The sequence below is a fragment of the Bacillota bacterium genome (assembly GCA_040757085.1).
GTDB lineage: Bacteria > Bacillota > Sulfobacillia > JACIYH01 > JACIYH01 > JACIYH01.
The window spans coordinates 1-26,110 of sequence record JBFLXJ010000022.1; the positions used below are offsets into that span (position 1 = coordinate 1).

Consider the following 26,110-nt stretch of genomic DNA (forward strand, 5'->3'; position numbering starts at 1 on the left):
GTAGCTCAGATGGTCAGAGCACGCGGTTCATACCCGCGGTGTCGCTGGTTCGAATCCAGCCGCCGCTACCAAATCCAGGGTGGACCATTAGCTCAACTGGTAGAGCATCCGACTCTTAATCGGAGGGTTGCAGGTTCGAGTCCTGCATGGTCCACCAGCAAGAACTAGAAGCCGCAAGGAGTTGCGGCGTTTATTTTTGTCGGAACGGATTCACCGGCTGTGTCTCGGGGGAGGAGACACGTCTGGTGGCGGCGAACGTGATCCATTCGTGGGCCCTATCCTTGCTCCCGGGCACCTGGCGGCCGCTCAGCGCGATCACAGAGGGGCGTTTGCCTTGCTTTCGGGGTACCTGTATCTGATCGGGGCGGTGCTGGCCTGGTCATCCCTCCCGGTGATGACCAGGCTTGCGTATGATCTGGGATTTACACCCATGTGGCTTGGGTTCCTGCGCTTTGGGCTGGCCCTGATGGTTCTCCTACCGGCCTGCCTGATCCGGGGCAGAACCTCCCTGGTCAACCTGACCCGGGACCGAGCGCTGCTCGTGAGCGTGATAGGGCAGGGTCTGGTGTTTACTGCGGCGGCTGTGACTGCCTTCTACGCTTTGGACATGATGGCGGCCTCCCTGGCGACGATCCTCCTGTATCTGGCGCCTGCCCTGACCTGTGTGCTGGCAGCAGTTTTTTTGAAGGAGAAAATGACGCGGGGGCGGCTGGTCGCCCTGGTTGTAACGCTTGCCGGCGTGGCGGCCGTCCGGGGCCCCGTGGCCCCGCGAGAATGCCGCTCGCGGGTGCAGGACTCGCGATCCTGAGCGCGCTGCTATCGGCCACCCATTTTCTCCTGGGGCAAAAGAACACTGCCGTGGTTCACCCGCTGGTGCTGGCGACGGTGACGGTGGGGGTGAGCGCCACTGCGTTCTCTGCGGCGCACCGCCTGTGGGCCCGGTGCGTTACCCCGATGAGTACACCCATGCTGTTGGTAGCCCTGGGTGTGGCCGTGCTGCCCACCGTACTTGGTACCGTCCTGGACCTGCTGGGCATACGCGCGATCGGGGCAGCTCGTGCCTCCATTGTCACCACGCTGGAACCGCCCATCGCACTGGGGTTAGCCCGGGTGGTGCTGGGCGACCGGTTGCTTCCCCTGCAGGCCCTGGGGGCCGTACTGGTAACCGCTGGCGTGCTGGTCTTGGGGCTTGAGGACTATTTCGGTCGCCGCAGACGCCGTACGGAGGGGCCGCCGCCCCGGTAGTCAGGCGGGGGACCCCACGCGGGTGCCGTTTGTGTGAGGTGGACGACGCGTGCTGTCGACGCGGTTGCTTGACGGCATTGAGCACGAGGTGGTAAGATCGCTTGGGATTCAAAGAGGTGAAGTGTTGGTGGACGCCGACCAACGAGGTTGTAGGGCTCGGCATGCGTATACCGGCGGGGGGTGAGCCGGCTCGCCCTGAGGGGCTTGCCGGGTATGTTGGCAACTGAGAAACGCCCTCCCACCGGGGGCGTTTTGTGTTACCGGGGAGACTGTTCGGGCTGCACGTGCGGGGGTGGGCGGGTCGCCAGCGCGAGGGGGTGAGGGTATGCTGCGGGCATACCGCGAGATTGACTCTGTCGTGCAACCTGTGGAAGCCATCGGGCAGCCGGGGACATGGATACATCTGGTTGCTCCCACCGAAGAGGAAGTCGTTGGGGTAAGTGTCGCCACCGGGCTACTGCCCGAATTCCTGCGGGCAGCTCTGGACGAGGACGAGCGGCCACGGCAGGAAGCCGAAGGAGATCAGGCCCTGGTAATCATCAGTATCCCCGTAGCGCGGTCCCCCCTGAGATACGGCACCATACCTCTCGGTATCGTGGTCAGTCCCAGGTTCCTGGTCACGGTGTGCCTGGAGGAAACCCCCGTGGTGAACGCTCTGGTGGCGCACGGTAAGGTGCACCCGGGGAAGAAGACAAGGTTGTTGTTGCAACTGCTGTATCGGACCGCAAGCCTGTACCTCGAGTACCTGCAGCGCCTCGATCGCAAAGCAGAAGAACTGGAAAGTGCTTTGCGCCGCTCCATGCGCAACGAGGAGATGTTCGACCTGATGGAGGTACAGAAGAGCCTGGTATTCCTGACCACCGCCCTCCGGGCAAATCAGATCGTCATGGAAAAGCTGCTCCGCTCCCGGTTGCGCCCCGTCAGCGAGGGCGAAAACGGGGGCTGGCCATTGCGCCTTTACCCCGAAGACGAGGATCTCCTGGAGGATGCCATCACCGAAAACCAGCAGGCCCTCTCGGCCGCCGAAGTGCACAGCAACATCCTCACCGCCACGATGGACGCTTTTGCCTCCATCATATCGAACAACCTGAATATCGTGATGAAGTTCCTGGCTGCTGTGACCATCATACTCGCCATTCCGACGGTCATAGGCACCTTTTACGGGATGAACGTGGCCCTCCCCTTCCAGGAGAGTCCCTTCGCTTTCGCCATTATCGTGTCCATGTCTGCCCTCGCCAGCGCAGCCGCCACCCTGCTGTTGTGGCGCAGGCGCATGCTGTGAAGTCCTCGGGGGGTATTCGGTGAAGGGGAAGGTCCTGGTGGTCGAGGACGAAGAGGTGTTGCTTTCCACCCTGAAGTTCAACCTGGAGAAGGAAGGGTATGCGGTGGTGACGGCTCGCGACGGTTGGGAGGCCCTGGAGGTGGCGCGGGCCGAGAAGCCGGACCTGGTGCTGCTGGACATCATGTTGCCGGAACTGGATGGGATCGAGGTGTGTCGCCATCTGCGCCGGGAAAGTACCGTACCCGTGATCATGCTCACCGCCCGCGGGGAGGAGATCGATCGGGTGGTGGGCCTGGAGGTGGGCGCGGACGATTATGTGACCAAGCCCTTCAGCATGCGGGAGCTGCTGGCCCGGGTACGGGCGGTGCTGCGGCGGGTGGCCCTGGATCACGAGGCGGCCACCGCCTCTGCCCGGGAAAGTTCCCGGGTAGTGGAAGCGGGGCCGGTTACCATCGATGCGGCCGCCAGGCGGGTGCGGGTGCGGGGCGAAAACGTGGAACTCCGCCCGAAAGAATTCGACCTGCTCTGGCTGCTGGTGCAGAACCGGGGAGTGGTGCTCTCTCGCGATCTCATCCTGGAAAAGGTGTGGGGTTACGACTTCCCCGGTGACGCCCGTACGGTTGACGTGCACATCCGCTGGCTGCGGGAGAAGATAGAAGAGAACCCCGGGCAGCCACGCTGGATTACCACCGTGCGCGGCCTGGGTTACCGGTTTGAGCCGGGTTAGGCGGGATGGCGGTGCGGTCGCTGGCGGGCAGGGCAGCCCTGGTATACACCTTGCTGATAGTGGTGTTCCTGGGCGGTGCGGGCTGGTACCTGACCGCGGCGGCGGAGAGATTTGCGTTGGAAAGCCTCACGGATCAGTTGTCGGGGCAGGCGGGCGCCGTAGCCACGGCCGTCCTGCCTTACCTGGAGGGCGACCGCCATCCTGCGGCCCTGCGCGGCTTGGTTGCCCAGATGGCGGCCACCATCGGGGCGCGGGTGACCATCGTGGACGCCGCGGGAAATGTGCTGGCGGATTCCCACCACGATCCTGACACGATGGAGAACCACGCCCACCGGCCGGAGATCCGCCGGGCCATGACAGGAGGGTGGGGATCGGCCATCCGCACGAGCCAAACCCTGGGGGAGCGCATGCTGTACGTGGCGGTCCCGGTCGGTGACCCGGCGCGACCGGCAGGGGTGGCCCGGGTGGCCTGGTCCCTGGCCCGGGTGGACCGCTGGCTGGGAGGACTGCGCCGGACGTTCTTGCTGGGCACGCTGGTCTCGCTGGCCCTGGCGGTGGGAGCCTCGGTGGCGGTGGCACGGTGGCTGAGCCGACCGCTGCTCGAACTGGGAGCGCGGGCGCGGGCCATGGCCGATGGCGACATGGACGGCCGGCTGTACCTGCGGGAGCCGCAGGAAGTGGCCGAAATCGGCTCTGCCCTGAACGAACTGGCTTCCCGCCTGCAGGGGACCATATCGGAACTGGAGCAGCAGCGCCGGGAACTGGCGGCGCTGCTGGAGCAAATGGTGGACGGAGTGGTGGTGGTCGGCCGGGGGGGGCAGCCGGTGCGCAGCAACGCAGCGGCGCGCCGGCTCCTGGGTGCGGGCCTGGCTGCCCCCGGGGTACGGGTAACCGAGGTGGTACCCCAACCCGAGGTGCGCAGGGCCCTGGAAGCCTGCCTGGGCGGGCAGCGGGAGGAAGTGATCCTGCAGCACGGCGACCTGCTCCTGCGCCTGGTCATGACCCCGGTGGAGGAGGGTGCCCTCATCCTGGTACAGGACCTCACCGCCGTGCGGCGCCTGGAGACCATGCGGCGGGACTTCGTGGCCAACCTCTCCCACGAGATCCGCACGCCCCTCGCGGTAATAAAGGCCCTGGCGGAGACGCTGGAGCGCACCTCGGACCCCGAGGAGGCGCGTCCCTTCCTGTTGCAGCTGGGAGGGCAGGTGGATCGCCTTGCCCTCCTCACGCGGCGCCTGATGGAACTGGCGCGCCTGGAGTCGGGGAATCCCGAACTCAACTTGCAGGATTGCCATCTGGGTGAAATTGCCCGTTCCACGGTCGATAGCCTGGCACCCATGGCTCGGCTGAAGGGGATATCCGTGGATCTGGACGTACCTGCGGACCTACCCCGCGTGCGGGGGGACCCCGACCTCCTGCGGGAGCTGCTGGGGAACCTCCTGGACAACGCCCTCAAGTTTACCTCGGCCGGCGGCCAGGTGAGGATTTCTGCCCGCCCCCGCGATGGGCGGGTGCTGGTGCAGGTGCGGGATACCGGCAGGGGAATCCCGGCGGCCGACCTTCCCCGGATTTTCGAGCGGTTTTACAAAGGCCAGGGGCGTCCGGGCGCGGGTACGGGCCTGGGTTTGGCCATATGCAAGCACATCGTGCTGGTCCACGGCGGCGAAATCTGGGCAGAAAGCGAGCCTGGGAAGGGCTCCACCTTCTCGTTCACCCTTCCCCTCCGGGGTCCGACTGAACGGGATTAGCACTCGGGCGAGGGGAGCCCGGACGTTAGCCGAAGCGGCCGGTGATGTAATCCTCGGTGCGCTTGTCCCGGGGGGCGGTGAAGATGCGATCCGTGGGCCCGTACTCCACCAGCTCCCCCATGAGGAAGAAGCCCGTGAAATCGGATATACGGGCGGCCTGCTGCATGTTGTGGGTGACGATGACGATGGTGTACCGGCTCTTCAACTGCTCGATCAGGTCTTCCAGTTTGCCGGTCGAGATGGGGTCCAGGGCCGAGGCAGGCTCGTCCATCAGGATGACTTCCGGCTCCACTGCCAGCACCCTGGCGATCACCAGGCGTTGCTGCTGCCCGCCCGACAGGCCCAGCGCGGAACGGAACAGCCTGTCTTTGACTTCGTCCCACAGGGCGGCTGCCTGGAGGCTGCGCTCCACGATCTGGTCCAGTGTTTTCCGGTCCTTCACCCCGTGGATCCGAGGGCCATATGCCACGTTCTCATATACCGACATGGGAAACGGGTTGGGGCGCTGAAATACCATCCCCACCCGCTTGCGCAGGCCCACCACGTCGGTGCCGGGCGCATAGATGTCGTGCCCGTCCAGGAATACCTGGCCCTTCGTTCGGGCGGATTCCACCAGGTCGTTCATACGGTTGAGGGAACGGAGGAACGTCGATTTCCCGCACCCCGATGGTCCGATGAGGGCGGTCACCCGGTTGGCCATGATTCCCAGGTTTACTTTCTTCAAAGCCTGGATATTGCCGTACCACACGGAAAGGTCGATGGCCCTGATTTTGTACTGGTTGTCGTTCAGACCGGCCACCTCCCGCAGGGGAGGGTAGCATTCCCCTATGAACGCCAGGTTAAGGGAGGTTAAACGCCGGGTTAACTGAGGAGGCGGCTGAACCGGGCCGATGGATCCCATGTACTCTTTTCCGAGATTTAAGGAAGAGATAACGAGCCTTTAAAGCGCGCTTAGAGACCCTCCCCTATAACGAAGGTGCAAGCCGGAAGAAGGAGGAGGGAAACCGTGCGCGCGAGACTGGGTGGCGCAACAAAGCGGGCTGGCAGGATGTCGCGCCTGGCGGCCGCTCTGGTGCTGGCGGCGGCCCTGGCCCTCGCGGTGTCGGGTTGTGGCGGCGGAGGGGCCACGCAGCCCGAGGAGAAGGGAAAAGTGCTGAAGGGCACCATCACCGCAGTGGGCTCCACGGCCATGCAGCCCCTGGTGGAGAGGGCGGCTCATAGGTTCATGCAGGCTCATCCCGAGGTGCAAATAAGCGTGCAGGGCGGGGGCAGTGGCACCGGCCTTTCTCAGGTGGCGGCAGGAGCATGCGACATCGGGAATTCCGACGTGTTTGCCGAGGAGAAGGAGGGCATCGATGCCTCCCAGTTGGTGGATCACAAGGTGTGCGTGGTGGGGATGGCGGCGGTGGTCAATCCCGGTGTGACGGTGGACAACCTCACCCGGCAGCAATTGATCGACATCTTCACCGGCAGGATCACCAACTGGAAGGAAGTGGGCGGGCCCGACGTCAAAGTGGTGGTGGTTAACCGACCCAAGGGTTCGGGCAGCCGGGCTACCTTCAAGAAGTACGCACTGGGCGGGGCCGAGGAAGTTCAGAGTATTGAGGAAGATTCCTCCGGTGCGGTGCGCCGGATCATCAGGGATACCCCGGGCGCCATCGGGTACCTGGCCCTCTCGTACCTGGATGGCAGCGTCAAGGTCATCAGCCTGGACGGGGTAGCTCCCACCAAGGAAAACATCGTGACGGGGAGATACCCGGTCTGGGCCTACCAGCACATGTACACTAAGGGACAGCCCTCCGGGGTGACGAAGGCCTTCATCGAGTACATGTTGTCTGCCGAGGTGCAGACCACGCTGGTGCCGGAGATGGGTTACATCCCGGTCACCGAGATGAAGGTGGAGCGCGACTGGAAGGGTAACGTCACGCCCAGGTAGCGGCGCGACACTGGGCGGCTGGAACCAAGGGTGGCGGTACGGCAGGCCCGCGGGGGGCCTGCCCTACCGCCTCCCGTGCGAGGAGGCAAAACATGAAAAAGAGCACCGACACGGGGGCTGGCATGCTCTCACGGAGGGTTGTCAGTGGCCGCTTGCGGAGGAGCGGTAGCGGGCTGTCATGGGAGCGGGGATTGCTCCTTGCCTGCGCGGGACTGGTAATCGTGCTTACCGTCAGCATCATCGTGTTCATTTCCACCAAAGGGCTGGCTACCTTCCTGGTGAACCGGGTGAGTCCAGCGGAATTCCTCCTAAGCACCGAGTGGGCGCCTGACCGTCCGGCAGAACAGGGCGGGCCCAGGGTGGGTGGCCTTCCCTACATCTTGGGGTCAGTGGCTGTTTCCGTACTGGCGGTAATGGTGGCTACCCCCCTCGGCCTTTCCGGAGCCGTGTTCGCGGTGGAGGTGGCACCCCGCTGGGGCCAGCGCGTGCTGCAACCCGCTCTGGAGATGCTGGCGGGAATTCCCTCGGTGGTGTACGGGTGGATGGGACTGACCGTGCTGGTGCCGTTCGTGCGCGAGCACGCAGGAGGCCTGGGCTTCAGCCTGCTGGCGGGCTTCCTGGTGTTGTCGGTCATGGTCCTGCCCACCATTTTCACCGTTTCCGCGGACAGCCTGCGGGCTCTGCCCCCCGATCTCAAGGAAGCCGCCTACGCCCTGGGATCCACCCGCTGGCAGACCATACGGCGGGTGCTCCTGCCGGCGGCGCGATCCGGTATCATAGCCGGTGTGGTTCTGGGGCTGGCGCGGGCCTTCGGGGAGGCGCTGGCCGTGCAGATGGTGATCGGCAACACCCGCAAGATCCCTACTTCTCTGCTGGATCCCGTGACGACCCTCACCAGCGCCATCACCATGGACATGCCGTATACGGTCATGGGGTCACTGTGGAACAACGTGCTGTGGTCCATGGCCCTCCTGCTCCTCTTGATGTCCTGCGGGTTCATCGTCGCCATCAAGCTCATAGCCCGGCGGGGGGTGAAACTGTGAATGCCCGCACGGCAGACAGGGTTGCCACGGCACTCTTCTGGCTGGGAGCCATCCTGCTGGTGGCCTTACTGGGTGGCCTGCTGGGGTACATCGTGTACCACGGGGGACGGCACATTACCTGGGACTTCCTCACTTCGCCCCCGGAAACCATAAGGGCAGGTGGGGGCATAGGACCGCAGCTGTTCAACTCCCTGTACCTGCTCATCCTCTCCATGGCCATTACGGTGCTCATTGGCCTGCCGGCCGGGATCTTCCTGGCGGAATACGCCCGACCCGGCCTGGTCACCGAGGCCGTTCGATTCAGCATCGAAACCCTGAGTTCGTTGCCCTCCATCGTGGTGGGACTCTTCGGGTTGCTGGTTTTCGTCGTGCTCACGGGGTGGGGGTATTCGCTGATGGCGGGAGCGCTGGCCCTCACCGTGATCAACCTGCCTCTGATCGTACGGGTATCCGAAGAGGCCATTCGCAGCGTACCGCACGACCTGCGCGAGGGCAGCCTGGCTCTGGGGGCCAGCCAGTGGCAAACCATCTGGAAGGTGGTGATGCCCTGCGCTTTCCCGGGCATCCTGACGGGAGTGATCATCGCCGCCGGCCGCGTTTTCGGTGAGGCGGCCGCGTTGCTGTACACGGCCGGAATGAGCAGCCCCCGCCTGCACTTTGGCCTGTGGAACCCCGCCCACCCTTCTTCACCCCTGAACCCCTTCCGGCCCGCGGAGACGCTGGCCGTCCACATCTGGAAGGTGAACGCGGAGGGGCTTATCCCCGACCTGCGCCGGGTGGGGGACGGGGCGGCGGCGGTGCTCGTCCTGGTGGTGCTCGGGTTCAACCTGGGGGCAAGGTGGCTGGGCCGCCGCATCCACCGCCGCCTCACCGCCGCCTGACCGCCGCCTGACCGCCAAGCCCGCCCGTGAACTGCCCGGTGTGCAGGGGGAGCCGTTCCACACGGGTGCGGCTATGCAGGATGAAGGACCGCCGGCTGCGACTGGCGAAGTGATGCGTGTGTTCGGTTATGTACGCCCACACCGGGCAGAACTGAAGATCGGTGAGTACCAGGTGTTTCGGGCCCACTATTGTGGGCTTTGTGTCGCGCTGGCTCGACTGGGGGGAACACGGTGCAGGTTGACCGTGACCTATGAGGGGGCGTTTCTGGGGTTGTTGCTTTCGTCGCTGCGACCCGGGGCGGTCACCTACCGCTGGGGGCGCTGTCCTCTTCCTCCCTGGCGCCGTGTACCCCTGGCCGTGGCATCCCGCGAGCAGCAGTATGCGGCCGCCGTCAGCGTCCTGCTGGCGTATCACAAGTTCCTGGATGACCTTCGGGACGGTGGTGGCGGTCTGGGCGGACGGGTCAGGGTGCTGGAGGCAACCGCAGGCAAGTTTCTGCTGCGGCGCGCGGCGTGCCGGGCGGCCCGGATGTATCCCCGCGAGGCCAGAATGGTGGAGGAACGCCTGGCCGAACTGGCCGTGCGGGAGCAGGAGGGATGCCCGGACCTGGACTGGACGGCTGACCCCTTCGCCCGCCTGATCGCGGACGTGGCAGCGGGTCCCTCGTACTGGGAGCCCCGCCCGGACGACGCCCGGGCAAGTGGTCGCATCCGGGAAGGCCTTCGCTACCTGGGTTACAACCTGGGCAAGTGGATATACACTGCCGACGCCATGGCTGACCTGGAGGAGGACGCATCTGCCGGCCGCTACAACGTAATTGCTGCCGCGTGCGGTGGCCCCACGGGCTGGGATGACGGGAGCCTGCGGGAGCGGGTGAGGGACCGGGTCGGGTTTGTGCTCACGCAATGCCTGGCCCGGATGGCGGAGGTTGTGGAACTTTTGCCCCTGGAGAGCAACCGGGGGCTGATCGAGAACGTCGTGTACCTTGGTTTGCGGAACCAGACGGAGAAGGTGCTGGCCGGACCCCGGGGAGGTAAATGTGGTGAGAGATCCATACCAGGTGCTGGGCCTGAGACCGGGTGCCAGCGAGGCGGAGATCAAGCGTACGTACAGGGAACTGGTCAAGAAGTATCATCCCGACCGGTACCGGGATAACCCTCTGGCAGAACTGGCCGAAGAGAAGCTGCGGGAGATCAACGAGGCCTACGAGTATCTGATGTCGCAGCGCCAGGGCTCCGGCCCGGCCTGGTCCCGGTCCGGCAGCGGGGAAGGGGAGGCCAGGGCGGGGGGGCGTTACAGTTCGGGCACACACGGGGATTACGCCCGCGTCCGCCAGCTCATTGATCTGGGTGACCTCGATCAGGCGGAAGAGTTAATGAGAAACCTGAATCCTCGGGATCCGGAGTGGATGTTCCTCAAGGGAGTGATATCCCTGCGCAAGGGATGGTACGACCAGGCGTACCATCTGTTCCGTCAGGCTGCCGCTGCTGCCCCGGACAATTTCGAGTACCGGCAGGCGGTCGAGCAGATGGAGACGGCCAACCGTGCGTACCAGGCGGCCGGGCGCCGCCGCGAGGGGGTCGACCCCTGCACGGTGTGCACGGCGCTGTGGTGCACCGACTGCATGTGTGAGTGCTGCGGAGGCGACCTCATCCAGTGTTGCTAGGATCGTATTTCGCCGCGGGCCCTGTGGGTCAGGGCAGGCGTCCGGCACGGACGAGGGGGCTTTCTCTGGGGGCATTGCTGGTGGCGGGTGCAGTGCTGCTGGTCTACCTGGCGGTGGTGGTCCCCACTAACCGGCTGTTCTTCCTGGGGGCGAGCACCCTGGCACTCCATATCTTGGCGCTTGAGGCTGGTCCGGCGATGGGGGCAGTGTCCGTGCTGGCGGCAGCACTGCTGGTGTTCCTGCTGCTTCCCGTGGGGCCGTGGACCCTGGCCTTCTGGGGATTTTTCGCACCTTATGCCCTCGTGAAGTACGGAGCGGATAGGCTGCGGTGGCCCGGGGTGGCGTGGGTGCTGAAACTGCTGTTTTTCAACCTCTGCCTGGCAGGAGCCCTGACCGTGTTAACCACACTGTCCCTGGGGCAGGAAGGCCGCCCGTCCGAGTTGCTCGCGCGGGGGTCTGCCTGGCGGGCACTGGTGGCCGCGGCAGGCAATGCGGTTTTCCTGGTCTTCGATTGGGCGCTGTCGTATTTCGCACGCTACTTCATGCGCCGTTTCCGGCCAGGCTACCGCACCTGAAGGGTGCGGTGTCAGGGAGCGGTGCGGTGCTCGTTGGGGAAGCCGAGGATTTCTTCGGCGGCTCTGCCCACCGCGGGGGCGAAGTCGGCGGGGGCGAAGATGTAGAATCGCCAGAGGTGGCGGTACATCTCGTCCAGGCAGGTGATTTCTCGACGGCCTACCTCTGGTTCGTTGAGGAGGCGGAGCCCGGCGGGCGTGATGACCGGTACCGCCGCTTCTTTCATGGTGCTGGCTTCCGGGCAGTAAACGATGACCCCCACTTCCGCGGGGGTGGTCGTGCCCGCGGCACCGGCTTGCGATGGAACGCTCGCGGGAACGGCGATGCCTGCGGCCGCGGCTCGGGATGGGGCGGTCATGCCGGCGGCGCGGGCGAGTTCGGCCTCCAGGGCGTGGCGAGCGGAAGGAGAAGGGCGGTATTGCCCGATAAGGTGGCGCTGGGCTTCCTCTCCTATGCCGTCCAGGGATAAGACGTAGGCACGCTTGTAGAGACGGCGCTCCCGCACCGCGCGCAGCAGGAAAGAGATGCCGGGTTGGGGCGGGCCGTCCGGAACGAGGGCGGGGAGGCACTCCAGCAGGGTTTCGTCGGTCTGATCGTACAGATGCACTTCGGTGAGGCCCTGGCTGGTGGCCAGTTCCACCGCCCGGGCCACCATGGCCCCGGCTGCGATCTTGGCGTGATGGTAATAGAGGCGCTCGGTGAGGAAGTAGCGCAGGCGCAGCAGGTGGGAGAGCTCCGAGCGCGCGTCGGGGCGTTCCATGCCATGCCTGGTGAGGTTGAAGGTCAACTGGTCGCCCGTGAGGGAGAAATAGGCGAATATCCGGTCGTCATAGGCCTGGGTCAGGCCGGCGTAATAGGCGTCGCGGCGGACGTAATCGAGCAGGTCGGCGTCTACGGCGCCGGCCACTACCTGTCCCACCCAGGCGGGGATGCCGCGGCTGGCCCCCTGGCCGGTGAGGACGGCATAGACGTCCTCGTCCAGGCCCAGGCGGCGCAGGACCTCGCCGGTGGGTCCTTCCTGCAGGAAGCGGGAGAAGCGGGCGGGGCTATCGTGCCGGGGGAATATGCGGGTTTCGTCCTCGAAGGTGTGGCCGAACGGAAGGTGGGTGATGTCATGCACCAGGGCGGTCATGCGGGCCAGGCGCACCAGACCCGAGTCGAGGGGGTGTCCCCGGCTTGCAATTGCCCCCAGCAGCCGTTGCACCACGGCCAGGGTCCCCAGGGAGTGTTCGAAGCGGGTGTGTGTACATCCCGGGTAGACCAGGTATGCTGCGCCTACCTGCTTAATCCCCCGCAGCCGCTGCATGGGTCGGGTATCCAGTACGGCCAGTTCTTCAGGCGAAATGACCACGTCTCCGTGTACGGGATCGCGTATGGTGATAGCCTCCATCCCCAACCATCCCCTTCGTTCAACCTGAAGTGGAGCCGGGTGCCGGCCGGTGGCGAATAATAGGGAGAAAAATCTTGTGATTGCGCAGCAAGCGACAAAGTCTACGCCCAGGTGTTGCTATAATGTTCCAGGGGCGGAAACCGTGGCTAACGGTTCCTATGCCAGGTGGGCCGGTAGCTGGCGCTGGTCCCGTGCCCGTCCCCAGCCTCTGGTGGCCACTGCGAGCAGGGTGCTGGGGGACAGGCTCTGGCCCCTGCTGGTGCTGGGTGTGTTGCTGGCGAGGGCTGGCCTCTTCGGTTCGCTGTACCCCTTCGGCCTTCCCTTTTACCTGGCCGTGGCCCGTGCCCGGCCCCGCGTGCGCCTCCCGGTGGCGGTGGCCCTGGTGGTGGGGGCCGCTACCAGGGAACTGCTGCTGGGGCTGGAATTGGGTCTGCTCCTCGTGTTTGCCCGACTCCTGGTGGCACGTCTGCCGGTGAAGGCGGACGGGAACCCCCTGGGCCCGGGTGTGATTGCGTTCTGCCTGACGGCCACGGTCAGATCGGCGGCGGCCGTCGCCGCCGGCCCCACTCCTGTGGATTTGGCGCTGGCCCTGGCCGAGTCCTGCCTGGCCTTCCTCCTTACCCTGGTCAGTGCCTACGCCATACCGCCTCGCTCCCGTACTGAGGAGGTTTTCGAGGGGACGGGGAGGCAGGCCGGGAGGCGGGGTATGGAGCAGGTCCTGGCCCTGGCCGTGCTGGGGGCAGGCGCGGTGGCGGGTACGGCGGGCATCCCTCTGGGTCCCCTGGAGGCCCAGGGCACCATGGTCCTCGTCCTCACCCTGGTGGCGGGGTACGCCGGGGGTGCAGGGCTGGGAGCGGCTGCGGGCGTGGTGGCCGGCCTGGTGACGGCGGCCCCGGGGGCGGCGTGGGCGGTCGCGGTGCCGGCGTTCGCGGGTTTGGCGGCGGGTGTGTTCCGGGAACTGGGCCGGGTGGGGACCGGCATCGGTGGCGTCCTGGGTTCCCTCCTCATGACGTTTCACTCCTATCCGCACGCACCCTCCGGCCTGGTGCTGGTGGAGTGTGTGGCTGCCCTCGCCTTGTTTGCCGTTATCCCCGGGGGCTGGTTGCAGGCCGCCCAGACCGCCTTTCGGGGCGCGGGTGAGGCGGAACTGGGAGTGACGCGGCAGCGCCGGCTGCACCATCGGGTGGTGCAGCGGCTCTACGGTACATCCCGGCTGCTGGCCGATCTCGATCGCAGCCTGGCCTCTTGTGCAAGTCCGTCGCGGGTGGAAACGCTCTGGGAATTTGCGGGCCCCGTGGCCTTCCGCCTGTGCGACCGGTGCAGCGGATTCCGCTCTTGCTGGGAGGAGGAATTCCACCAGACCTACCATGGCATCCTGGGCCTCCTGGAAGTGACGGAACGGGGAGGCAAGCCCAGCCTGGGCGATCTCCCCGAGGCGCTGAGGCGCCGCTGTCCCCATGCCGAGCAACTGGTGGCGGCGGTATCGGGTCTGGGGGAACTCTACCATACGAGCCGCCACTCCCAGGAAAGAGTCCAGGAATACTGCTCCCTCATGCATGAGCAGGTGGCCACGCTGGCCCGGGTCATCGGCAAGATGGCCGACCAGGCGGCCGCGCCACCCAGTCCGGCGGTGGAAATCCACCCGCTCGGGTATGACCTGGGTTCCAGTACCCTGCCCCGGCATGGGGAAAGGGTGCCGGGGGACTCCGTGCTGGTGAAGGAACTCGAGGAAGGGCGCCTGCTGGTGGTGATTTCCGACGGGATGGGGGTGGGAGAGGAAGCCCACCAGAGCAGCCAGTCGGCCTGTACTCTGGTGGCCCGCATGGTGGATGCCGGTTTTGACCTGAGTCTGGCGGCCAGGTTGGCCAACCTGGTGATGCAACGGCACGGGGAGCAGGACCGATTTGTGACCCTCGATGCCGCCCTGCTGGATCTGCGCACGGGGCAGGGGGCCATCCTCAAGATGGGGGGTGCCCCCTCCTATCTGAAACGGGGCAAGGAGGTTACACCCCTGTACTCCTCGTCCTGGCCGGTGGGGATACTCCCTGTGGTGCGCGCGGAAATCCAGGAATTCGCCCTGGGACCGGGAGATCTGCTGGTCATGGCCACGGACGGCCTCTGGGACCGAAACGGTCAGCGTGACGAGGACTGGGTGCTGGCCTGGCTGAGCCGGGCGAGCTTGGTCACTCCCGCCGAGGTGGCCGAGCGCCTTCTTAACAGGGTTACCGATCACGGGCGCCGGCCTCTGGGCGACGATGTGGCCGTCGTGGTGTTGCGCGTGCTCCCCCCTGCATAGGATGGGTAGCGCGGACGGCTCCGCCCGACGCGTGCCGCCTGCGCCCGCGGGCAGCCCTGGGGCGGAGCCGTCGCCAGCGTGAATAGCACGCGCCCTGGTCTTGACAGTCTTGGCGACCTCTCCCAACCCCTTGGGAGTGGGCGGAAGCCCGCTCCCCTCTTTCTATTCCGGGGGCGGTGGCCGATCTCAGTGCAGGAAAAGGCGGCCAACTGGTGAAACTCTGTACGGGGGAAGGGATTGGGCGACGTATACGGACGGGTCCTGAGATATGCGGAGCGCCACCAGATGTTCTCTCCCGGGGACGCTGTGGTGGTGGCGGTGTCGGGGGGTGCGGATTCCGTAGCTCTCCTGCATCTCCTGTGGCGGATGGCGGGACGTCTGGGACTGCGCCTGCACGTGGGGCACCTCAACCACCTCCTGCGGGGCGGCCAGGCGGAGGAAGACGCCAGGTTCGTGGCGGAACTGGCCGGGTTCTTGGGGATCCCCTGTACGGTGGGTCGGGAAGATGTGGCCGCCCGCGCCGCCTCTGCCCGCGTGGGACTGGAGGAGGCGGGCAGGGAGGCCCGTTATGACTTTCTGCGCCGGCTGGCGGCCGAGGTCGGTGCCCGGCGCATCGCCCTCGGCCATACGCGCGACGACCAGGCGGAGACGGTCCTCATGCGGCTCTTGAGGGGGACGGGCATTGAGGGGCTGGCGGGCATCCCCCCGGTGAGGGGTCCCATCGTACGCCCCCTGCTGACCGTGGGACATGCGGAACTTGAGGAGTACTGTCGAGAGCAGGGCCTGACCTGGCGCCTTGATCCCTATAATTTCGACCCCGGCTATCTGCGCAACCGGGTGCGCCATCGCCTCCTGCCCTGCCTGGAGGAAGTGGCGGGGGCGGGGGTGCGCGAGCGGTTGGCTGAACTGGCCGAGGCACTGCGGTCCGACGTGGAGTGGCTGCGGGAGGTAGAGGAGCAAACCCTGGCCCGCGTGGCCACCCGGCGCGGAGACAGTGTGGTGCTTGACGCGGCTCGCCTGGAGGCTCTTTCCCCGGCCCTCAGGGGACGGCTGGTGAGGCGGGCCGTCCACATGGTCAAGCAGCCTGGCCGCCAGCTGGGGCTCGCCCACGTGCAGGCGGTGTTGGACCTGCTCGCCAGGCGGACCCCCGCGGGCGAGGGTGCGCCGGAGGTGCACCTGCCCGGGGGAGTGGTGGCTTGGGTGGCTTCCGATGGTTTGGTGATCGAGCCTGCGGTTGCGGAGCGCCAGTCCACAGGAGCCGGGCCGGTGGGCGGGGTCACGAGAAGGGGCAAGCGGGAAAGACCGGTTGGTTATCAGTATGCACTGCCGGTGCCGGGGTTCGTGGAGGTGCCTGAAGCGGGCCTGATCCTTCACGCCCATGTGCTACACGACCCGGCCGCGCAGGGTGCGGAGCCCGGGCGCCTTGCCCGGCGCGCCATGCTGGACTATAATAAAACGGGAGCGCAGTTGCTAGTGCGTTCGTGGCGACCGGGCGACAGGTTCGTCCCGCTTGGGATGGAGTCGCCCAAGAAGCTCCACGATTTCTTCGTGGATGAGAAGGTTCCGCGGGTGCAGAGGCAACGTATCCCGCTTGTTTTGTCTGGAGACGAAATCATCTGGGTGGTGGGGTATCGCATCGACCATCGCTACCGGGTGACGCCCGCCACCCGTGATATCCTGGTACTGGAAGCGTCCGGTATGGAAGATCTCGAGGAAGAAAGGGGGGCATGAGGTGAACCGGGCATTCCGCACCCTGGCAGTTTACGTGGTCCTTCTGTTCCTGAGCATCGTGGTCATCAACTACTTCTCCCAGCACGCCCCCGTTCAGGAGATCACCTACAATCAGTTCCTGCAGTATGCCAAGGATGGCCAGGTAAGTGACGTCGAAATCGTGGTGGAAAAAGGGGAAACCACCGGCCGCCTGAAGTCCGGGCAGAGCTTCCGGGTGGTGCTCCCCAGCGATCCCTCCCTTTATACGTTGCTCGAGGAGAAGGGTGTCATCATCAAGTTCCGTCTGCCCCAGGACCCCCCCTGGTGGATGGCGCTGATTACCACCATCCTGCCCGTCCTCCTCATCGCGGGCGTGTTCTTCCTGCTCATGCAGCAAACCCAGGGGACGGGTAGCCGGGTGATGCAGTTCGGGCGTTCCCGCGCCCGGCTGGTATCGGAAGACAAGAAGAAGGTCACCTTCGCCGACCTGGGCGGGGTGGAGGAGGTCAAGGAAGAACTCAAGGAGATCGTGGACTTCCTCCGCCATCCCAAGCGTTATCTGGAGATGGGTGCGCGCATTCCCAAGGGTGTGTTGCTGGTGGGTCCCCCCGGCACGGGCAAGACCCACGTGGCGCGGGCCGTGGCGGGTGAGGCCGGTGTCCCGTTCTTTTTCATCAGCGGTTCTGACTTCGTAGAGATGTTCGTGGGTGTAGGAGCTTCACGCGTGCGCGACCTGTTCGAGCAGGCGAAGAAGCACGCCCCTGCCATCGTGTTCATAGATGAGATAGATGCCGTGGGGCGTCAGCGCGGTGCCGGCTATGGCGGTGGCCACGATGAGCGGGAGCAAACCCTGAACCAGCTCCTGGTGGAGATGGACGGCTTCTCCACCAACGAAGGGATCATCGTGATGGCGGCCACCAACCGGCCCGACGTGCTGGATCCTGCCCTGTTGCGGCCGGGCCGCTTCGACCGCCAGGTGGTGATCGACCGGCCCGACCTGAGGGGTCGCCTGGAGATCCTGCGCATCCACACCCGCAACAAGCCCCTGGATAAGGACGTGGATTTGGAGGTGGTCGCCCGCCGGACTCCCGGCTTCACCGGGGCCGACCTGGAGAACGTGGTGAACGAGGCGGCCCTGCTGGCAGCCCGCCAGCGCCGGCGGAAGATCACCATGGAAGACCTGGAAGATGCCATCGACCGGGTGGTGGCCGGTCCCGAAAAGAAGAGCCGGGTTATGAGTGAGAAGGAGCGCCGGGTGATTGCCTACCACGAGGCTGCCCATGCCCTGGTGGCCAAGCTGTTGCCCGGTACCGATCCCGTGCACAAAGCGTCGATCATCCCCCGGGGAGCCGCCCTGGGGTACGTCCTGCAACTCCCCACCGAAGACCGCTATATCATGACCAAGGCCGAACTGATGGACCGTATCACCTCGGCCCTGGCGGGTCGGGCCGCCGAGGAACTGGTCTTCAACGAAGTTTCCACCGGGGCCGCCCACGACCTGGAGACGGTGACCAAGCTGGTCCGGCGCATGATCACCGAGTACGGCATGAGCGAGACGCTGGGGCCGCTTACCTTTGGTACCAAGGAAGAACTGGTTTTCCTGGGTCGGGACATCGCCCGGGAGCGCAACTACTCCGAAGAGGTGGCGGCGGCCATCGACAAGGAAGTGCGGGCTATCGTCAATGCCTGTTACTCGCGCGCCACCCAGCTCCTGCGCGACCACCGGGAAACGCTCGACCGCGTGGCCGCTGCCCTCCTGGAGAGGGAGACTCTGGAGGGGCCGGAACTGGATGCTCTGCTGGCCGGTCTCCCCGTCCCCAGCAAGCCGCCCATACCCGGTACCCGCTCCGGCCGGGAGGAGGAGGGCAAAGAAAAACGGGCCCCCGTGCCGGCGCCGGAAGTGATTCCGTCTCCGCCCCGCCCGGCGCCCGCACAGGAAGTCTGACCGGGTCGTGCCTTGTTCCTTTCACCCGGGGAGGTTTTGTCCGGTCCCGGGCGTTCCGGTCCGGTAGCAGCTGCCGCGGCCCTGGCGGGTAGGCCCGCTACCTAGCCCGGGCGGGCAGCAGTAACTCCGCGATGTGCATTACCTTTTGCGGGGAGGCCTTGCGATGGAGGCCTCCCCGTAGCTGTAGCAGGCAGCCCGGGCATGCCACTGCCACCACGTCGGCACGGGCAGCGGCGACCCACTCCAGTTTTTGCTCCAGAAGGGCAGCGGACAGGGAGGGGTGCTTGAAAGAGTACGTGCCGCCGAAGCCACAGCAACGATCGGCGTAAGGCATCTCCCGGAACGTGAATCCCGGCAGGCTGGCAAGGAGACGGCGGGGCGCCTGGCCGTCGCCGAGGCGGTAGCGCAGGTGACACGAATCGTGGTACGTCACCGTGGCCGGCTGGTCGGTGCCGGCGAAAAGCGCGGCGGGGGGGATGTCCTGGGAGGTGAGGAAGCGGGTGAACTCGAAGGTGCGTGCCGCCAGGGTACGCGCCTGTTCCTCCCAGCGGGAGTTGCCTGCCAGGACGCGGGCGAAGTCGAACTTGAGGGCGACGGCACAGGTGGGACAGCAGGTGACCACCGCGTCAGCGCCGGAATCCAGCAGATGGCCGATGTTGTAGCGGGCGGGGCGGGAGGCATCCTGTCCCGTGTATATGGCAGGGGCGCCGCAGCACCCCTGACCGCGCGGGTAGATGACGTGGAAGCCGGCCTGACCGAGTACCTCCATGGCTGCCCGGCCGACCTCGGGGTACACGTGTTCCACCAGGCACCCGGCGTAGAACGCCACCGTTTTCACCCGCTCGGCCCCGGGTGCGTACGCGGCCTTCTGTCCAGAGCCTGCAGCGGCCTCGAGCGGCGAGGAGCGGCCCAGCCGGGAGGCCAGGGACGGCTGCAGGGCCGGCAGGCTGCGGAAAGAAGTGGCCTCACGGAGCAGGGGTCCGGTGCGGGTCATGCCCTGTGCCTGCAGGGGCCGGGAGGCAACCCGCGCGGCGGACAGACCTGCCCGCATCAGGGCGGGTCGAGCGGTGATGGCTGCTACCAGGCGGTCGCTGGGCGGCAGGGGCCGCGTCCGGGCCAGGCGACGCCGCAGTTCCAGGATCAGTTCGGGTATGGGGAGGCCGCAGGCGCAATAGTCCAGGCAGGCCCCGCAGGCCGTGCACAGGGACTGGGGTTTGTCAGCCAGAGCCAGGCTGGCCGGCCCCCCGGGGAGGAAGGCGGTGAGCAGGCTACCGATCCCGCCCGTGTATGCGGTTCCTCCGAATACGTGGCCACCCACCAGGGTGAAGACGGGGCACACGTTCAAGCAGGCGGCACATCTCACACACCTCAGGAGAATGCGGAAGGTGGGGTCGCGCGCCAGTTCCAGGCGTCCGTTGTCCAGCAGGACGACGTGCATTTCCTTGGGGCCGGCCAGAGACGGGCTGGGCCCCGAGATCATGGTCACGTAGCTGGTGAGGCGCTGGGCGGTAGCGTTGCGCGGCAGGATGCGCAGGATGGGAACCAGGTCAGCCATGGTGGGAATCAGCTTCTCGTACCCCACTATGGCCACGTGCACGGGAGGCAGGGTGGTGGTCAGGCGGGCATTGCCCTCGTTGGTGAAGATGACCAGCGTTCCCGTGGATGCCACCGCCGCATTGGCTCCCGAGATCCCCATCTGGGCGCCCAGGAACTCGGCGCGCAGGTGGCTGCGGGCTGCCTGTACCATGGCCCCGATGTCGGGGGCGACGGAACGTGAGAGGACCTGGCTGAAAATGGAGGCCACCTGGTCACGGTTCAGGTGCAGGGCGGGCATGACCATGTGCGAGGGGCGCTGCCCCAGTTGCTGGATGATCCACTCGCCCAGGTCAGTTTCCACCACGTGCACACCGGCTGCGGCCAGCGTGGGGTTGAGGTCGATTTCTTCCGAGGCCATGGACTTGGACTTGACGGCACGGGTGATGCCCTTTTCGCGGGCCAGGTTAACGACGTAATCCACGGCGGCGCGGGCATCGGGGGCGCGGAAGACGACCGTGCCCCGGCTGCGGGCTGCCCTTTCGAACTGGTCGGCCAGTTCGGGCAAGCGGGCGATGGCCCTGTCTTTTATGGCGGCTAATTGTTCGCGCAGGGCGGGGAAATCGTATCCCGAGAACACTTCCCGCCGCGACACCACGAAGGCATCGGTGAAACGCCCCAGTACGGTACGCAGGGTTTCGTTGGCAAGGGCTTCCTTGACCCGCTGGGGAAACGGAACCGTCACGTTCCTCACCACCGCCCGGTCGTTGTCAGGCAAGGATTCGCCCTGTCGGCGGGGGGTTCCTGCGAGAACGCAGCATGAGGCGTGCATGCGCTGGGTTTAGGGCGTGAACCCTTGTCCCACTTCGCGCAACACCAGGAAGGAGTTAACCCGGTGATGTCGAATGCATGGACAGGAGACACGGGGATCGTACCCCCGGCAGCACGAGCGATCCGGCGGGCCTACGGCGGCTGCGTGAGGGAGAGCGGCGGGCGCCTGCAACTCCGAGGAAGGGTGGCGAAGGATCTGAGGGGAACGGACGGGCCGCGTAGTGTGCAGGCACTTGAGAGGGCACTGGACGTCCTGGAGGCACTCGCGGGCCAGAGGCAGCCCATGCGCCTGGTGGACCTCTCCCAACAGTTGGGGCTGCACAAGAGTACGGTGCACCGCCTGCTGTCCACCCTTGGAAAACGTCGTTATGTGGAACGGGACGGCAACACGGGAAGGTATCGCTTGGGGCTGAAAGTGTTCGAATTGGGGTCCCGGTTTTTTAACAGCATGGAATTGCGGCAGGAAGCACGGCCGCTGCTGCAGGAGTTGGTGGATCAGACCCTGGAGACAGCCCACCTGGGCATCCTCGATGAGGGCCAGGTAGTTTACATCGAGAAGGTGGAGAGCCCGCAGACGGTGCGCATGTATTCGGAGCTGGGCAAGCGGGCTCCCGCCCACTGCACGGCCATGGGTAAGGTGCTGCTTGCTCACCTGCCCGAGGCGGAACTGGACCGGATCATCGCCATGCGCGGGCTCACCCGTTACACCAGCAACACCATCGTCGAGGCCGATCAGTTGAAGGATCACCTGCGCCGGGTGGCGGTGCAGGGCTATGCGGTCGATGATACCGAGCACGAGGAAGCCATCAGGTGTGTGGCAGCACCCGTGCGTAACTACCGGGGGGAGGTAGTGGCCGCGCTGAGCGTGTCGGGGCCGGCGGTGCGCCTGAGCCGGGAGCGGATCGGGGAGGTGGCCCAGATGGTGAAGGCGACGGCCCTGCGCATCTCCCGCCGGCTGGGATACAACGGGGAGGGCGCGTAGCCAGATTTTTGTCTGCGTGATCAGTGGAACTGAGTTGCACATCGTGCCTGGCCCCAAGTTCTGGACCACGGTGTGGATGATCGGACCAGCCCTTCTCGGGTTCTTCGGCGGCCCGAGTGCCAGCCAGGACCACCCTGTCGCGGGCCTGCGTGGTAGAATGGGGGAGGGGGAGGGCCGGTGAAGGGGCGCGAACTGGTGAGGGCACTGCAAGGGCTGGTCGGTCCGGACCGGGTGGTGGCATCTCCGGTGACCCTGGCCACCTACGGGTACGATGCCACGCTGCTGGAAGGACGCGCCGAAGCGGCGGTGTTTCCTACCAGCACCGATCAGGTATCTAAGGTCTTGCGTTATTGCCACGACCATGGCATCCCCGTTACCCCGCGCGGTCACGGCACCGATCTGAGTGGGGGGTCCATCCCCCAGGGCGGCGTGGTGATGGTTCTCACCCGCATGGACCGCATTCTGTCGATCGATGCCGGCAACCGGGTGGCGGTGGTGCAACCCGGCGTGGTCAACATGGATTTGCAGAAGGCGGCAGAAAGGGTAGGCCTTATGTACGCCCCCGACCCCGCCAGCCAGAAGGTGTGCTCCCTGGGGGGAAACGTGGGCGAGGGTGCCGGGGGCATGCGGGGCTTCAAGTACGGGGTAACCAAGGACCACGTGATTGGGTTAAAGCTGGTGCTGGCCGACGGCGAGGTGTGCCAGGTGGGCGGGCCGCTCGAGCCCGTGGTCGCCGGCCCGGACTGGGTGGGGCTCATGGTCGGTTCCGAGGGTACGCTGGCCGTGGCGACGGAGATTACGGTGCGGCTGTTGCCCAAGCCACCGGCAATTAAGACCATGCTGGCGGTGTTTGACCGCCTGGAGGATGCGGGGACGGCGGTCTCGGCCATCGTGGCGCGGGGAATCATCCCCACCACCCTGGAACTGATGGACCGTTCCGTTATTGAGGCGGTTGAGGCTTACGTTCACGCGGGATTACCCACCGATGCGGAGGCCGTGCTCCTCATCGAAGTGGATGGCGTGGAGTCAGCGCTCGACCGGCAGGCGGCGGTTATCCAGCAAGTTTGCTCCCAGCGAGGGGCCCGCGAGGTGCGGGTCGCGCGGTCAGCAGCGGAGCGGGATACCCTTTGGCTGGGTCGTCGCACGGCCATCGGTGCCATTGCCCGCCTGCGTCCGTGCTATGACCTTGAGGACGCCACCGTCCCCCGCAACCGCCTGACAGAGATGCTCCGCCAGGTGACGGATCTGGCGCGCGAGTACGGGCTACAGATCGGGATGCTGGCCCATGCCGGTGACGGCAACCTGCATCCCCTCATCCTGTTCGACGACCGGGATCGCGACGAGGTGGATCGGGTTATGGCGGCCAGGCGCGAGTTATTCCGACGGGCCCTGGCTCTGGGGGGCACCCTCTCCGGCGAGCACGGTATCGGCATCCTGAAGAAAGAATTCATGCCCTGGCTTTTCGAAACGGGTGCATTGCAGGTCATGGCCGGTATCAAGGCGGCTTTCGATCCGGGGGGAACACTGAACCCGGGCAAGATCCTGCCAGGGGAGGAGTCGGGCGATGTCGCTTGAGCCGCTTCGTGAGGAGATGCTGCTCGCCCGGCTGGAGGCCTTGCTGGGACCGGAGGCCGTGCGACCGGGTGAGCAGCCGGTGAGAGGGCAAGGCCCCGGCCACGAGGCTGCGGGAGCCCCCGGGCACGAGGCTGCAGGAGATCCCGGGAGGAACCCCGAGGTATGGGTGAGTCCAGGGGACGAAGAACAGGTCAAGGACTTACTGGCGTGGGCCACGCAGCAGAAGGTCCCTGTGTACCCGCGGGGAGGAGGTACCAGGTGGCGGGCGGCGTTCCGCCCTTTCCGTGGAGGCGTGGGGCTGGACACGCGGCGGCTTGACCGCCTGGAGGACCTGGATGTGGAAAACCTCACCGTGGTAGCGGGCGCCGGGACGACGCATGCTGTCCTGCAGGAAGCCCTTGCTGGCCACTGCCTTTTCTTTCCCCCGGAAACGGCCTGGCCGGAGATGTCCACACTGGGGGGCGAAGTGGCTACAGACGCGTCGGGGCCCCGCAAGTATGCCTACGGTTCTGTTAGGACGTACCTCCTGGGATGCCGGGTGGTGTTTCCCAGCGGTTCCGGTGGTCTTTTCGGGGGTAAGCAGGTGAAGAACGTCTCCGGGTATGATGTTTCCCGGTTCCTGTGCGGTTCCTGGGGGTCCCTGGGCGTGATTACCCGGGTCATCCTCAAGGTGAGGCCGCTTCCGGAGCAGGCCGTCGTGAAAGTGCTCACGGGCGCACCATCGGCATTGTTGCGGGCGGCGGAGGAGGTCCGCCGCGAACTCTACGGTGCTGCTGCCATAGAGGTATTGCTCGGGCAAGCCGCCTCCTGGTGGCGCGAACAGGTGGGTGGTGGTCGTGGCGGCCCGGAGGGTGTGCTGCTGGTGGGCCTGGAGGGCGCCCGGGAGGCGGTGGACTGGCAGAGCAGCTGGCTGGACGGCCTGGTTCGGCGCCATCCCATCATCCCTGAGGCGGACCTGCCAACCTCCGTGGAAGATGGAGGCCGGGCGATCTGGCGGGCGCGCCAGCGGCTGTTTGACCTGGCGGCCCGCTCCGGGGCATCGGTATGGAACCTGGCCGTACTTCCCGCCGATCTGGGCCCGGTGATCGAGAGCATTCTGGACTTTTTCCCGGACCCGGGAGCCGCCGGGGTGTTGGGTGTGGTGGCCCATGCCGGCAACGGCCATGCCCACCTGTTCATGGCTGCGCGTGGCCCGGTCGCAGGGGCTGGACCTCGGGCGGATGAAGGGCTTTTGCTCGAAAAGGTGAGAGGCATCGTGCGTGCCCGGGGCGGTTACCTGTTGTCCGACGATGCTGCCCTGGCCGGCACCTCTCATGAGGTACTTCCCGAGATGGGCGCCCTGGCGGTCGTATGGAAGCGTCTGAAACAGGAGCTCGATCCGGGCGGCATCCTTTGCCCGGCCGGCCGGTGCGGGGGTGAGGCGGCATGAAGAGCCTGTCCCAGGCCGCCGAACAGGTTGTACGCTGCAACAAGTGCGGATTCTGCCAGGAGGTCTGTCCTACCTACAAGGTGACCGGCCAGGAGTTCGCCGTGGCCAGAGGCCGTAATCGTCTCATGCGGCTGGCGGTGGATGGTCGCCTGTCCCTGGAGGGAGATCCCGAACTCAAGCAGTACCTGTACACCTGCCTGCTGTGCGGTGCCTGTACGGTGGTATGTCCGCCCGGGGTACCTACCGACAAACTGGTGGCGGCGGCGCGGGCCGATATCACCCGCCGGCAGGGATTGCCGTTCCTGTACCGCACGGTTCTGCACGGGTTGCTGCGCAGCCCCCGGCGGTTGGTTGTTCCTATGACGTTGCTGCGGCTGTACCAGAATTCGGGAATCCGATGGGTGGCGCGGCACACCGGCCTGCTTAACCTGCTCGGGACTCTGGGGAAGGTGGAGGGGATCCTTCCCGGCGTCCCGGCTTCCTCCCTGCGTGCCCGGCTAAGGACTCGGTCAAGTACCGCAGCGGACGCGGGGGTGGTCTACGTAACTCCTCCCCCCGCCCTGCGGACGGCGCCGCGGAAGCGGGTAGCATACTTCCTGGGATGCGTCACCGATAACCTGTTCCCGCCCGTGGGGGAGGCCGTGATCGGCGTCCTTGAACGCAACGGGTACCAGGTGGTGGTTCCGGACAACATGTGTTGCGGGGTGGCACACCGGGCGTACGGCGACATTCCCGCGGCGGAGGATCTGGCCCGGCGTAACCTGGCCATCCTGGCCGGGACGGGGGCGGAACTGGTGGTGTCCGACTGTGCCACCTGCGCACATACCCTGAGGGAATATGCCAGCCTCCTGTCGGACGTCCCCCAGTATGCCTCGGCGGCGGCGGAACTGTCCGGAAAGGTGCGGGAGGTCAGTCAACTCCTGGTGGAAGAAGGATTTCGAGAACCTGCGGGCCGGCTGGCGGAGATCGTCACCTATCATGACCCCTGCCACCTGGGCCGGGGGATGGGGGTGCGAGCACAGCCGCGCCAGCTCATCTGGAGCATTCCCGGCCTCGAGTTTCGCGAACTGCCGGAGGCAGACTGGTGCTGCGGAGGGGCGGGTTCCTACAACGTCACCCACCACCAGCTCTCCGTGCGCATCCTGGAGCGCAAGATAGAGAATTTCCGGCAGACGGGAGCCCACCTTCTCGCCACCTCGTGCCCCTCCTGCCTGCTCCAACTGGGGTTCGGACTGTGGCGGGCCAGGCTGGGGGCGCGGGCCGTCCATCCCGTGCAGCTACTGTGGCAATCCTATCAGATGACGGAGGTGCGTTGAC

General features: G+C 66.1%; 21 protein-coding genes and 1 tRNA gene. 19 read left to right on the plus strand and 3 right to left on the minus strand.

The window, feature by feature from the left end; translation table 11 throughout:
* Positions 1-81 precede the first annotated feature (81 nt).
* From AB1446_07460 to AB1446_07485, 6 genes are all read left to right on the plus strand, one after another.
* Positions 82-157: transfer RNA gene (locus AB1446_07460), tRNA-Lys, on the plus strand.
* A gap of 177 nt (positions 158-334) precedes the next feature.
* Positions 335-808 carry a DMT family transporter gene (locus AB1446_07465; protein MEW6546737.1) on the plus strand — a complete coding sequence of 158 codons (474 nt, stop codon included), beginning with the start codon at positions 335-337 and terminating at the stop codon, positions 806-808.
* The gene (locus tag AB1446_07470; protein ID MEW6546738.1) at positions 775-1,245 is read left to right on the plus strand and encodes a DMT family transporter; all 471 of its coding nucleotides are present in this window, start codon (positions 775-777) and stop codon (positions 1,243-1,245) included. The genes AB1446_07465 and AB1446_07470 overlap by 34 nt, the downstream gene beginning before the upstream one ends.
* 325 nt (positions 1,246-1,570) lie before the next feature.
* The gene (locus tag AB1446_07475; protein MEW6546739.1) at positions 1,571-2,527 is read left to right on the plus strand and encodes a magnesium transporter CorA family protein; all 957 of its coding nucleotides are present in this window, start codon (positions 1,571-1,573) and stop codon (positions 2,525-2,527) included.
* Between the two features lie 19 nt (positions 2,528-2,546).
* Positions 2,547-3,254 (plus strand): response regulator transcription factor, encoded by a 708-nt coding sequence (locus AB1446_07480; GenBank protein MEW6546740.1) that lies wholly within the window; start codon positions 2,547-2,549, stop codon positions 3,252-3,254.
* A 5-nt stretch (positions 3,255-3,259) separates the two neighbouring features.
* The gene (locus AB1446_07485; GenBank protein MEW6546741.1) at positions 3,260-5,002 is read left to right on the plus strand and encodes an ATP-binding protein; all 1,743 of its coding nucleotides are present in this window, start codon (positions 3,260-3,262) and stop codon (positions 5,000-5,002) included.
* Positions 5,003-5,027: 25 nt separating this feature from the next.
* On the opposite strand, the gene pstB is transcribed toward AB1446_07485, so the two are convergent.
* The gene (pstB, locus tag AB1446_07490; protein MEW6546742.1) at positions 5,028-5,771 is read right to left on the minus strand and encodes a phosphate ABC transporter ATP-binding protein PstB; all 744 of its coding nucleotides are present in this window, start codon (positions 5,769-5,771) and stop codon (positions 5,028-5,030) included.
* 279 nt (positions 5,772-6,050) lie between these two features.
* On the opposite strand from pstB, the gene AB1446_07495 reads away from it, so the two are divergent.
* The 6 genes from AB1446_07495 to AB1446_07520 all read left to right on the plus strand — a co-directional run bounded on the left by AB1446_07495 (position 6,051) and on the right by AB1446_07520 (position 11,104).
* Positions 6,051-6,938 (plus strand): phosphate ABC transporter substrate-binding protein, encoded by an 888-nt coding sequence (locus AB1446_07495; protein MEW6546743.1) that lies wholly within the window; start codon positions 6,051-6,053, stop codon positions 6,936-6,938.
* 152 nt (positions 6,939-7,090) lie between these two features.
* Complete coding sequence (gene pstC / locus AB1446_07500; protein ID MEW6546744.1) at positions 7,091-7,981, plus strand: phosphate ABC transporter permease subunit PstC; 891 nt, start codon at positions 7,091-7,093, stop codon at positions 7,979-7,981.
* Positions 7,978-8,862, plus strand: a complete 885-nt coding sequence (gene pstA / locus AB1446_07505) for a phosphate ABC transporter permease PstA (GenBank protein MEW6546745.1) — start codon at positions 7,978-7,980, stop codon at positions 8,860-8,862. Before pstC ends, pstA begins: the two co-directional genes overlap by 4 nt.
* Positions 8,863-8,974: 112 nt before the next feature.
* Positions 8,975-10,018, plus strand: a complete 1,044-nt coding sequence (locus AB1446_07510) for a DUF5685 family protein (GenBank protein ID MEW6546746.1) — start codon at positions 8,975-8,977, stop codon at positions 10,016-10,018.
* On the plus strand, positions 9,906-10,529 hold the full coding sequence (locus AB1446_07515) for a DnaJ domain-containing protein (GenBank protein ID MEW6546747.1): 624 nt from the start codon (positions 9,906-9,908) through the stop codon (positions 10,527-10,529). The genes AB1446_07510 and AB1446_07515 overlap by 113 nt, the downstream gene beginning before the upstream one ends.
* 80 nt (positions 10,530-10,609) lie before the next feature.
* A complete protein-coding gene (locus AB1446_07520) occupies positions 10,610-11,104 on the plus strand; it encodes a hypothetical protein (GenBank protein MEW6546748.1) in 495 nt (164 codons plus the stop codon).
* An 11-nt stretch (positions 11,105-11,115) separates the two neighbouring features.
* Here AB1446_07520 and AB1446_07525 read toward each other — a convergent pair whose 3' ends face one another.
* Complete coding sequence (locus tag AB1446_07525) at positions 11,116-12,492, minus strand: HD domain-containing protein (GenBank protein MEW6546749.1); 1,377 nt, start codon at positions 12,490-12,492, stop codon at positions 11,116-11,118.
* Positions 12,493-12,634: 142 nt separating this feature from the next.
* Here AB1446_07525 and AB1446_07530 point away from each other — a divergent pair, with 142 nt between their 5' ends.
* From AB1446_07530 to ftsH, 3 genes are all read left to right on the plus strand, one after another.
* A complete protein-coding gene (locus tag AB1446_07530; protein ID MEW6546750.1) occupies positions 12,635-14,788 on the plus strand; it encodes a SpoIIE family protein phosphatase in 2,154 nt (717 codons plus the stop codon).
* Between the two features lie 237 nt (positions 14,789-15,025).
* On the plus strand, positions 15,026-16,519 hold the full coding sequence (gene tilS, locus AB1446_07535) for a tRNA lysidine(34) synthetase TilS (GenBank protein ID MEW6546751.1): 1,494 nt from the start codon (positions 15,026-15,028) through the stop codon (positions 16,517-16,519).
* Position 16,520: 1 nt separating this feature from the next.
* Positions 16,521-18,443 (plus strand): ATP-dependent zinc metalloprotease FtsH, encoded by a 1,923-nt coding sequence (ftsH, locus tag AB1446_07540; protein ID MEW6546752.1) that lies wholly within the window; start codon positions 16,521-16,523, stop codon positions 18,441-18,443.
* Positions 18,444-18,540: 97 nt separating this feature from the next.
* Here ftsH and ldhH read toward each other — a convergent pair whose 3' ends face one another.
* The gene (ldhH, locus tag AB1446_07545) at positions 18,541-20,721 is read right to left on the minus strand and encodes an L-lactate dehydrogenase (quinone) large subunit LdhH (GenBank protein ID MEW6546753.1); all 2,181 of its coding nucleotides are present in this window, start codon (positions 20,719-20,721) and stop codon (positions 18,541-18,543) included.
* A gap of 153 nt (positions 20,722-20,874) precedes the next feature.
* On the opposite strand from ldhH, the gene AB1446_07550 reads away from it, so the two are divergent.
* From AB1446_07550 to AB1446_07565, 4 genes are all read left to right on the plus strand, one after another.
* Positions 20,875-21,789 (plus strand): IclR family transcriptional regulator, encoded by a 915-nt coding sequence (locus AB1446_07550; protein ID MEW6546754.1) that lies wholly within the window; start codon positions 20,875-20,877, stop codon positions 21,787-21,789.
* A 177-nt stretch (positions 21,790-21,966) separates the two neighbouring features.
* Complete coding sequence (locus tag AB1446_07555; protein MEW6546755.1) at positions 21,967-23,364, plus strand: FAD-linked oxidase C-terminal domain-containing protein; 1,398 nt, start codon at positions 21,967-21,969, stop codon at positions 23,362-23,364.
* Positions 23,354-24,793: an FAD-binding oxidoreductase gene (locus AB1446_07560; GenBank protein ID MEW6546756.1), complete on the plus strand. Its 1,440-nt coding sequence runs from the start codon at positions 23,354-23,356 to the stop codon at positions 24,791-24,793. The genes AB1446_07555 and AB1446_07560 overlap by 11 nt, the downstream gene beginning before the upstream one ends.
* The gene (locus AB1446_07565) at positions 24,790-26,109 is read left to right on the plus strand and encodes a (Fe-S)-binding protein (GenBank protein MEW6546757.1); all 1,320 of its coding nucleotides are present in this window, start codon (positions 24,790-24,792) and stop codon (positions 26,107-26,109) included. The genes AB1446_07560 and AB1446_07565 overlap by 4 nt, the downstream gene beginning before the upstream one ends.
* Position 26,110: the final 1 nt, after the last annotated feature.

What these genes read in the sequence shown, in the direction of transcription:
- AB1446_07470 (MEW6546738.1), top strand. Translation starts at nt 775, where the DNA reads ATGCCGCTCGCGGGTGCAGGACTCGCGATCCTGAGCGCGCTGCTATCG.
- AB1446_07475 (MEW6546739.1), top strand. Translation starts at nt 1,571, where the DNA reads ATGCTGCGGGCATACCGCGAGATTGACTCTGTCGTGCAACCTGTGGAA.
- AB1446_07485 (MEW6546741.1), top strand. Translation starts at nt 3,260, where the DNA reads ATGGCGGTGCGGTCGCTGGCGGGCAGGGCAGCCCTGGTATACACCTTG.
- AB1446_07495 (MEW6546743.1), top strand. Translation starts at nt 6,051, where the DNA reads ATGTCGCGCCTGGCGGCCGCTCTGGTGCTGGCGGCGGCCCTGGCCCTC.
- AB1446_07510 (MEW6546746.1), top strand. Translation starts at nt 8,975, where the DNA reads ATGCGTGTGTTCGGTTATGTACGCCCACACCGGGCAGAACTGAAGATC.
- AB1446_07525 (MEW6546749.1), bottom strand. Translation starts at nt 12,492, where the DNA reads ATGGAGGCTATCACCATACGCGATCCCGTACACGGAGACGTGGTCATT.
- AB1446_07550 (MEW6546754.1), top strand. Translation starts at nt 20,875, where the DNA reads ATGTCGAATGCATGGACAGGAGACACGGGGATCGTACCCCCGGCAGCA.
- AB1446_07560 (MEW6546756.1), top strand. Translation starts at nt 23,354, where the DNA reads ATGTCGCTTGAGCCGCTTCGTGAGGAGATGCTGCTCGCCCGGCTGGAG.
- AB1446_07565 (MEW6546757.1), top strand. Translation starts at nt 24,790, where the DNA reads ATGAAGAGCCTGTCCCAGGCCGCCGAACAGGTTGTACGCTGCAACAAG.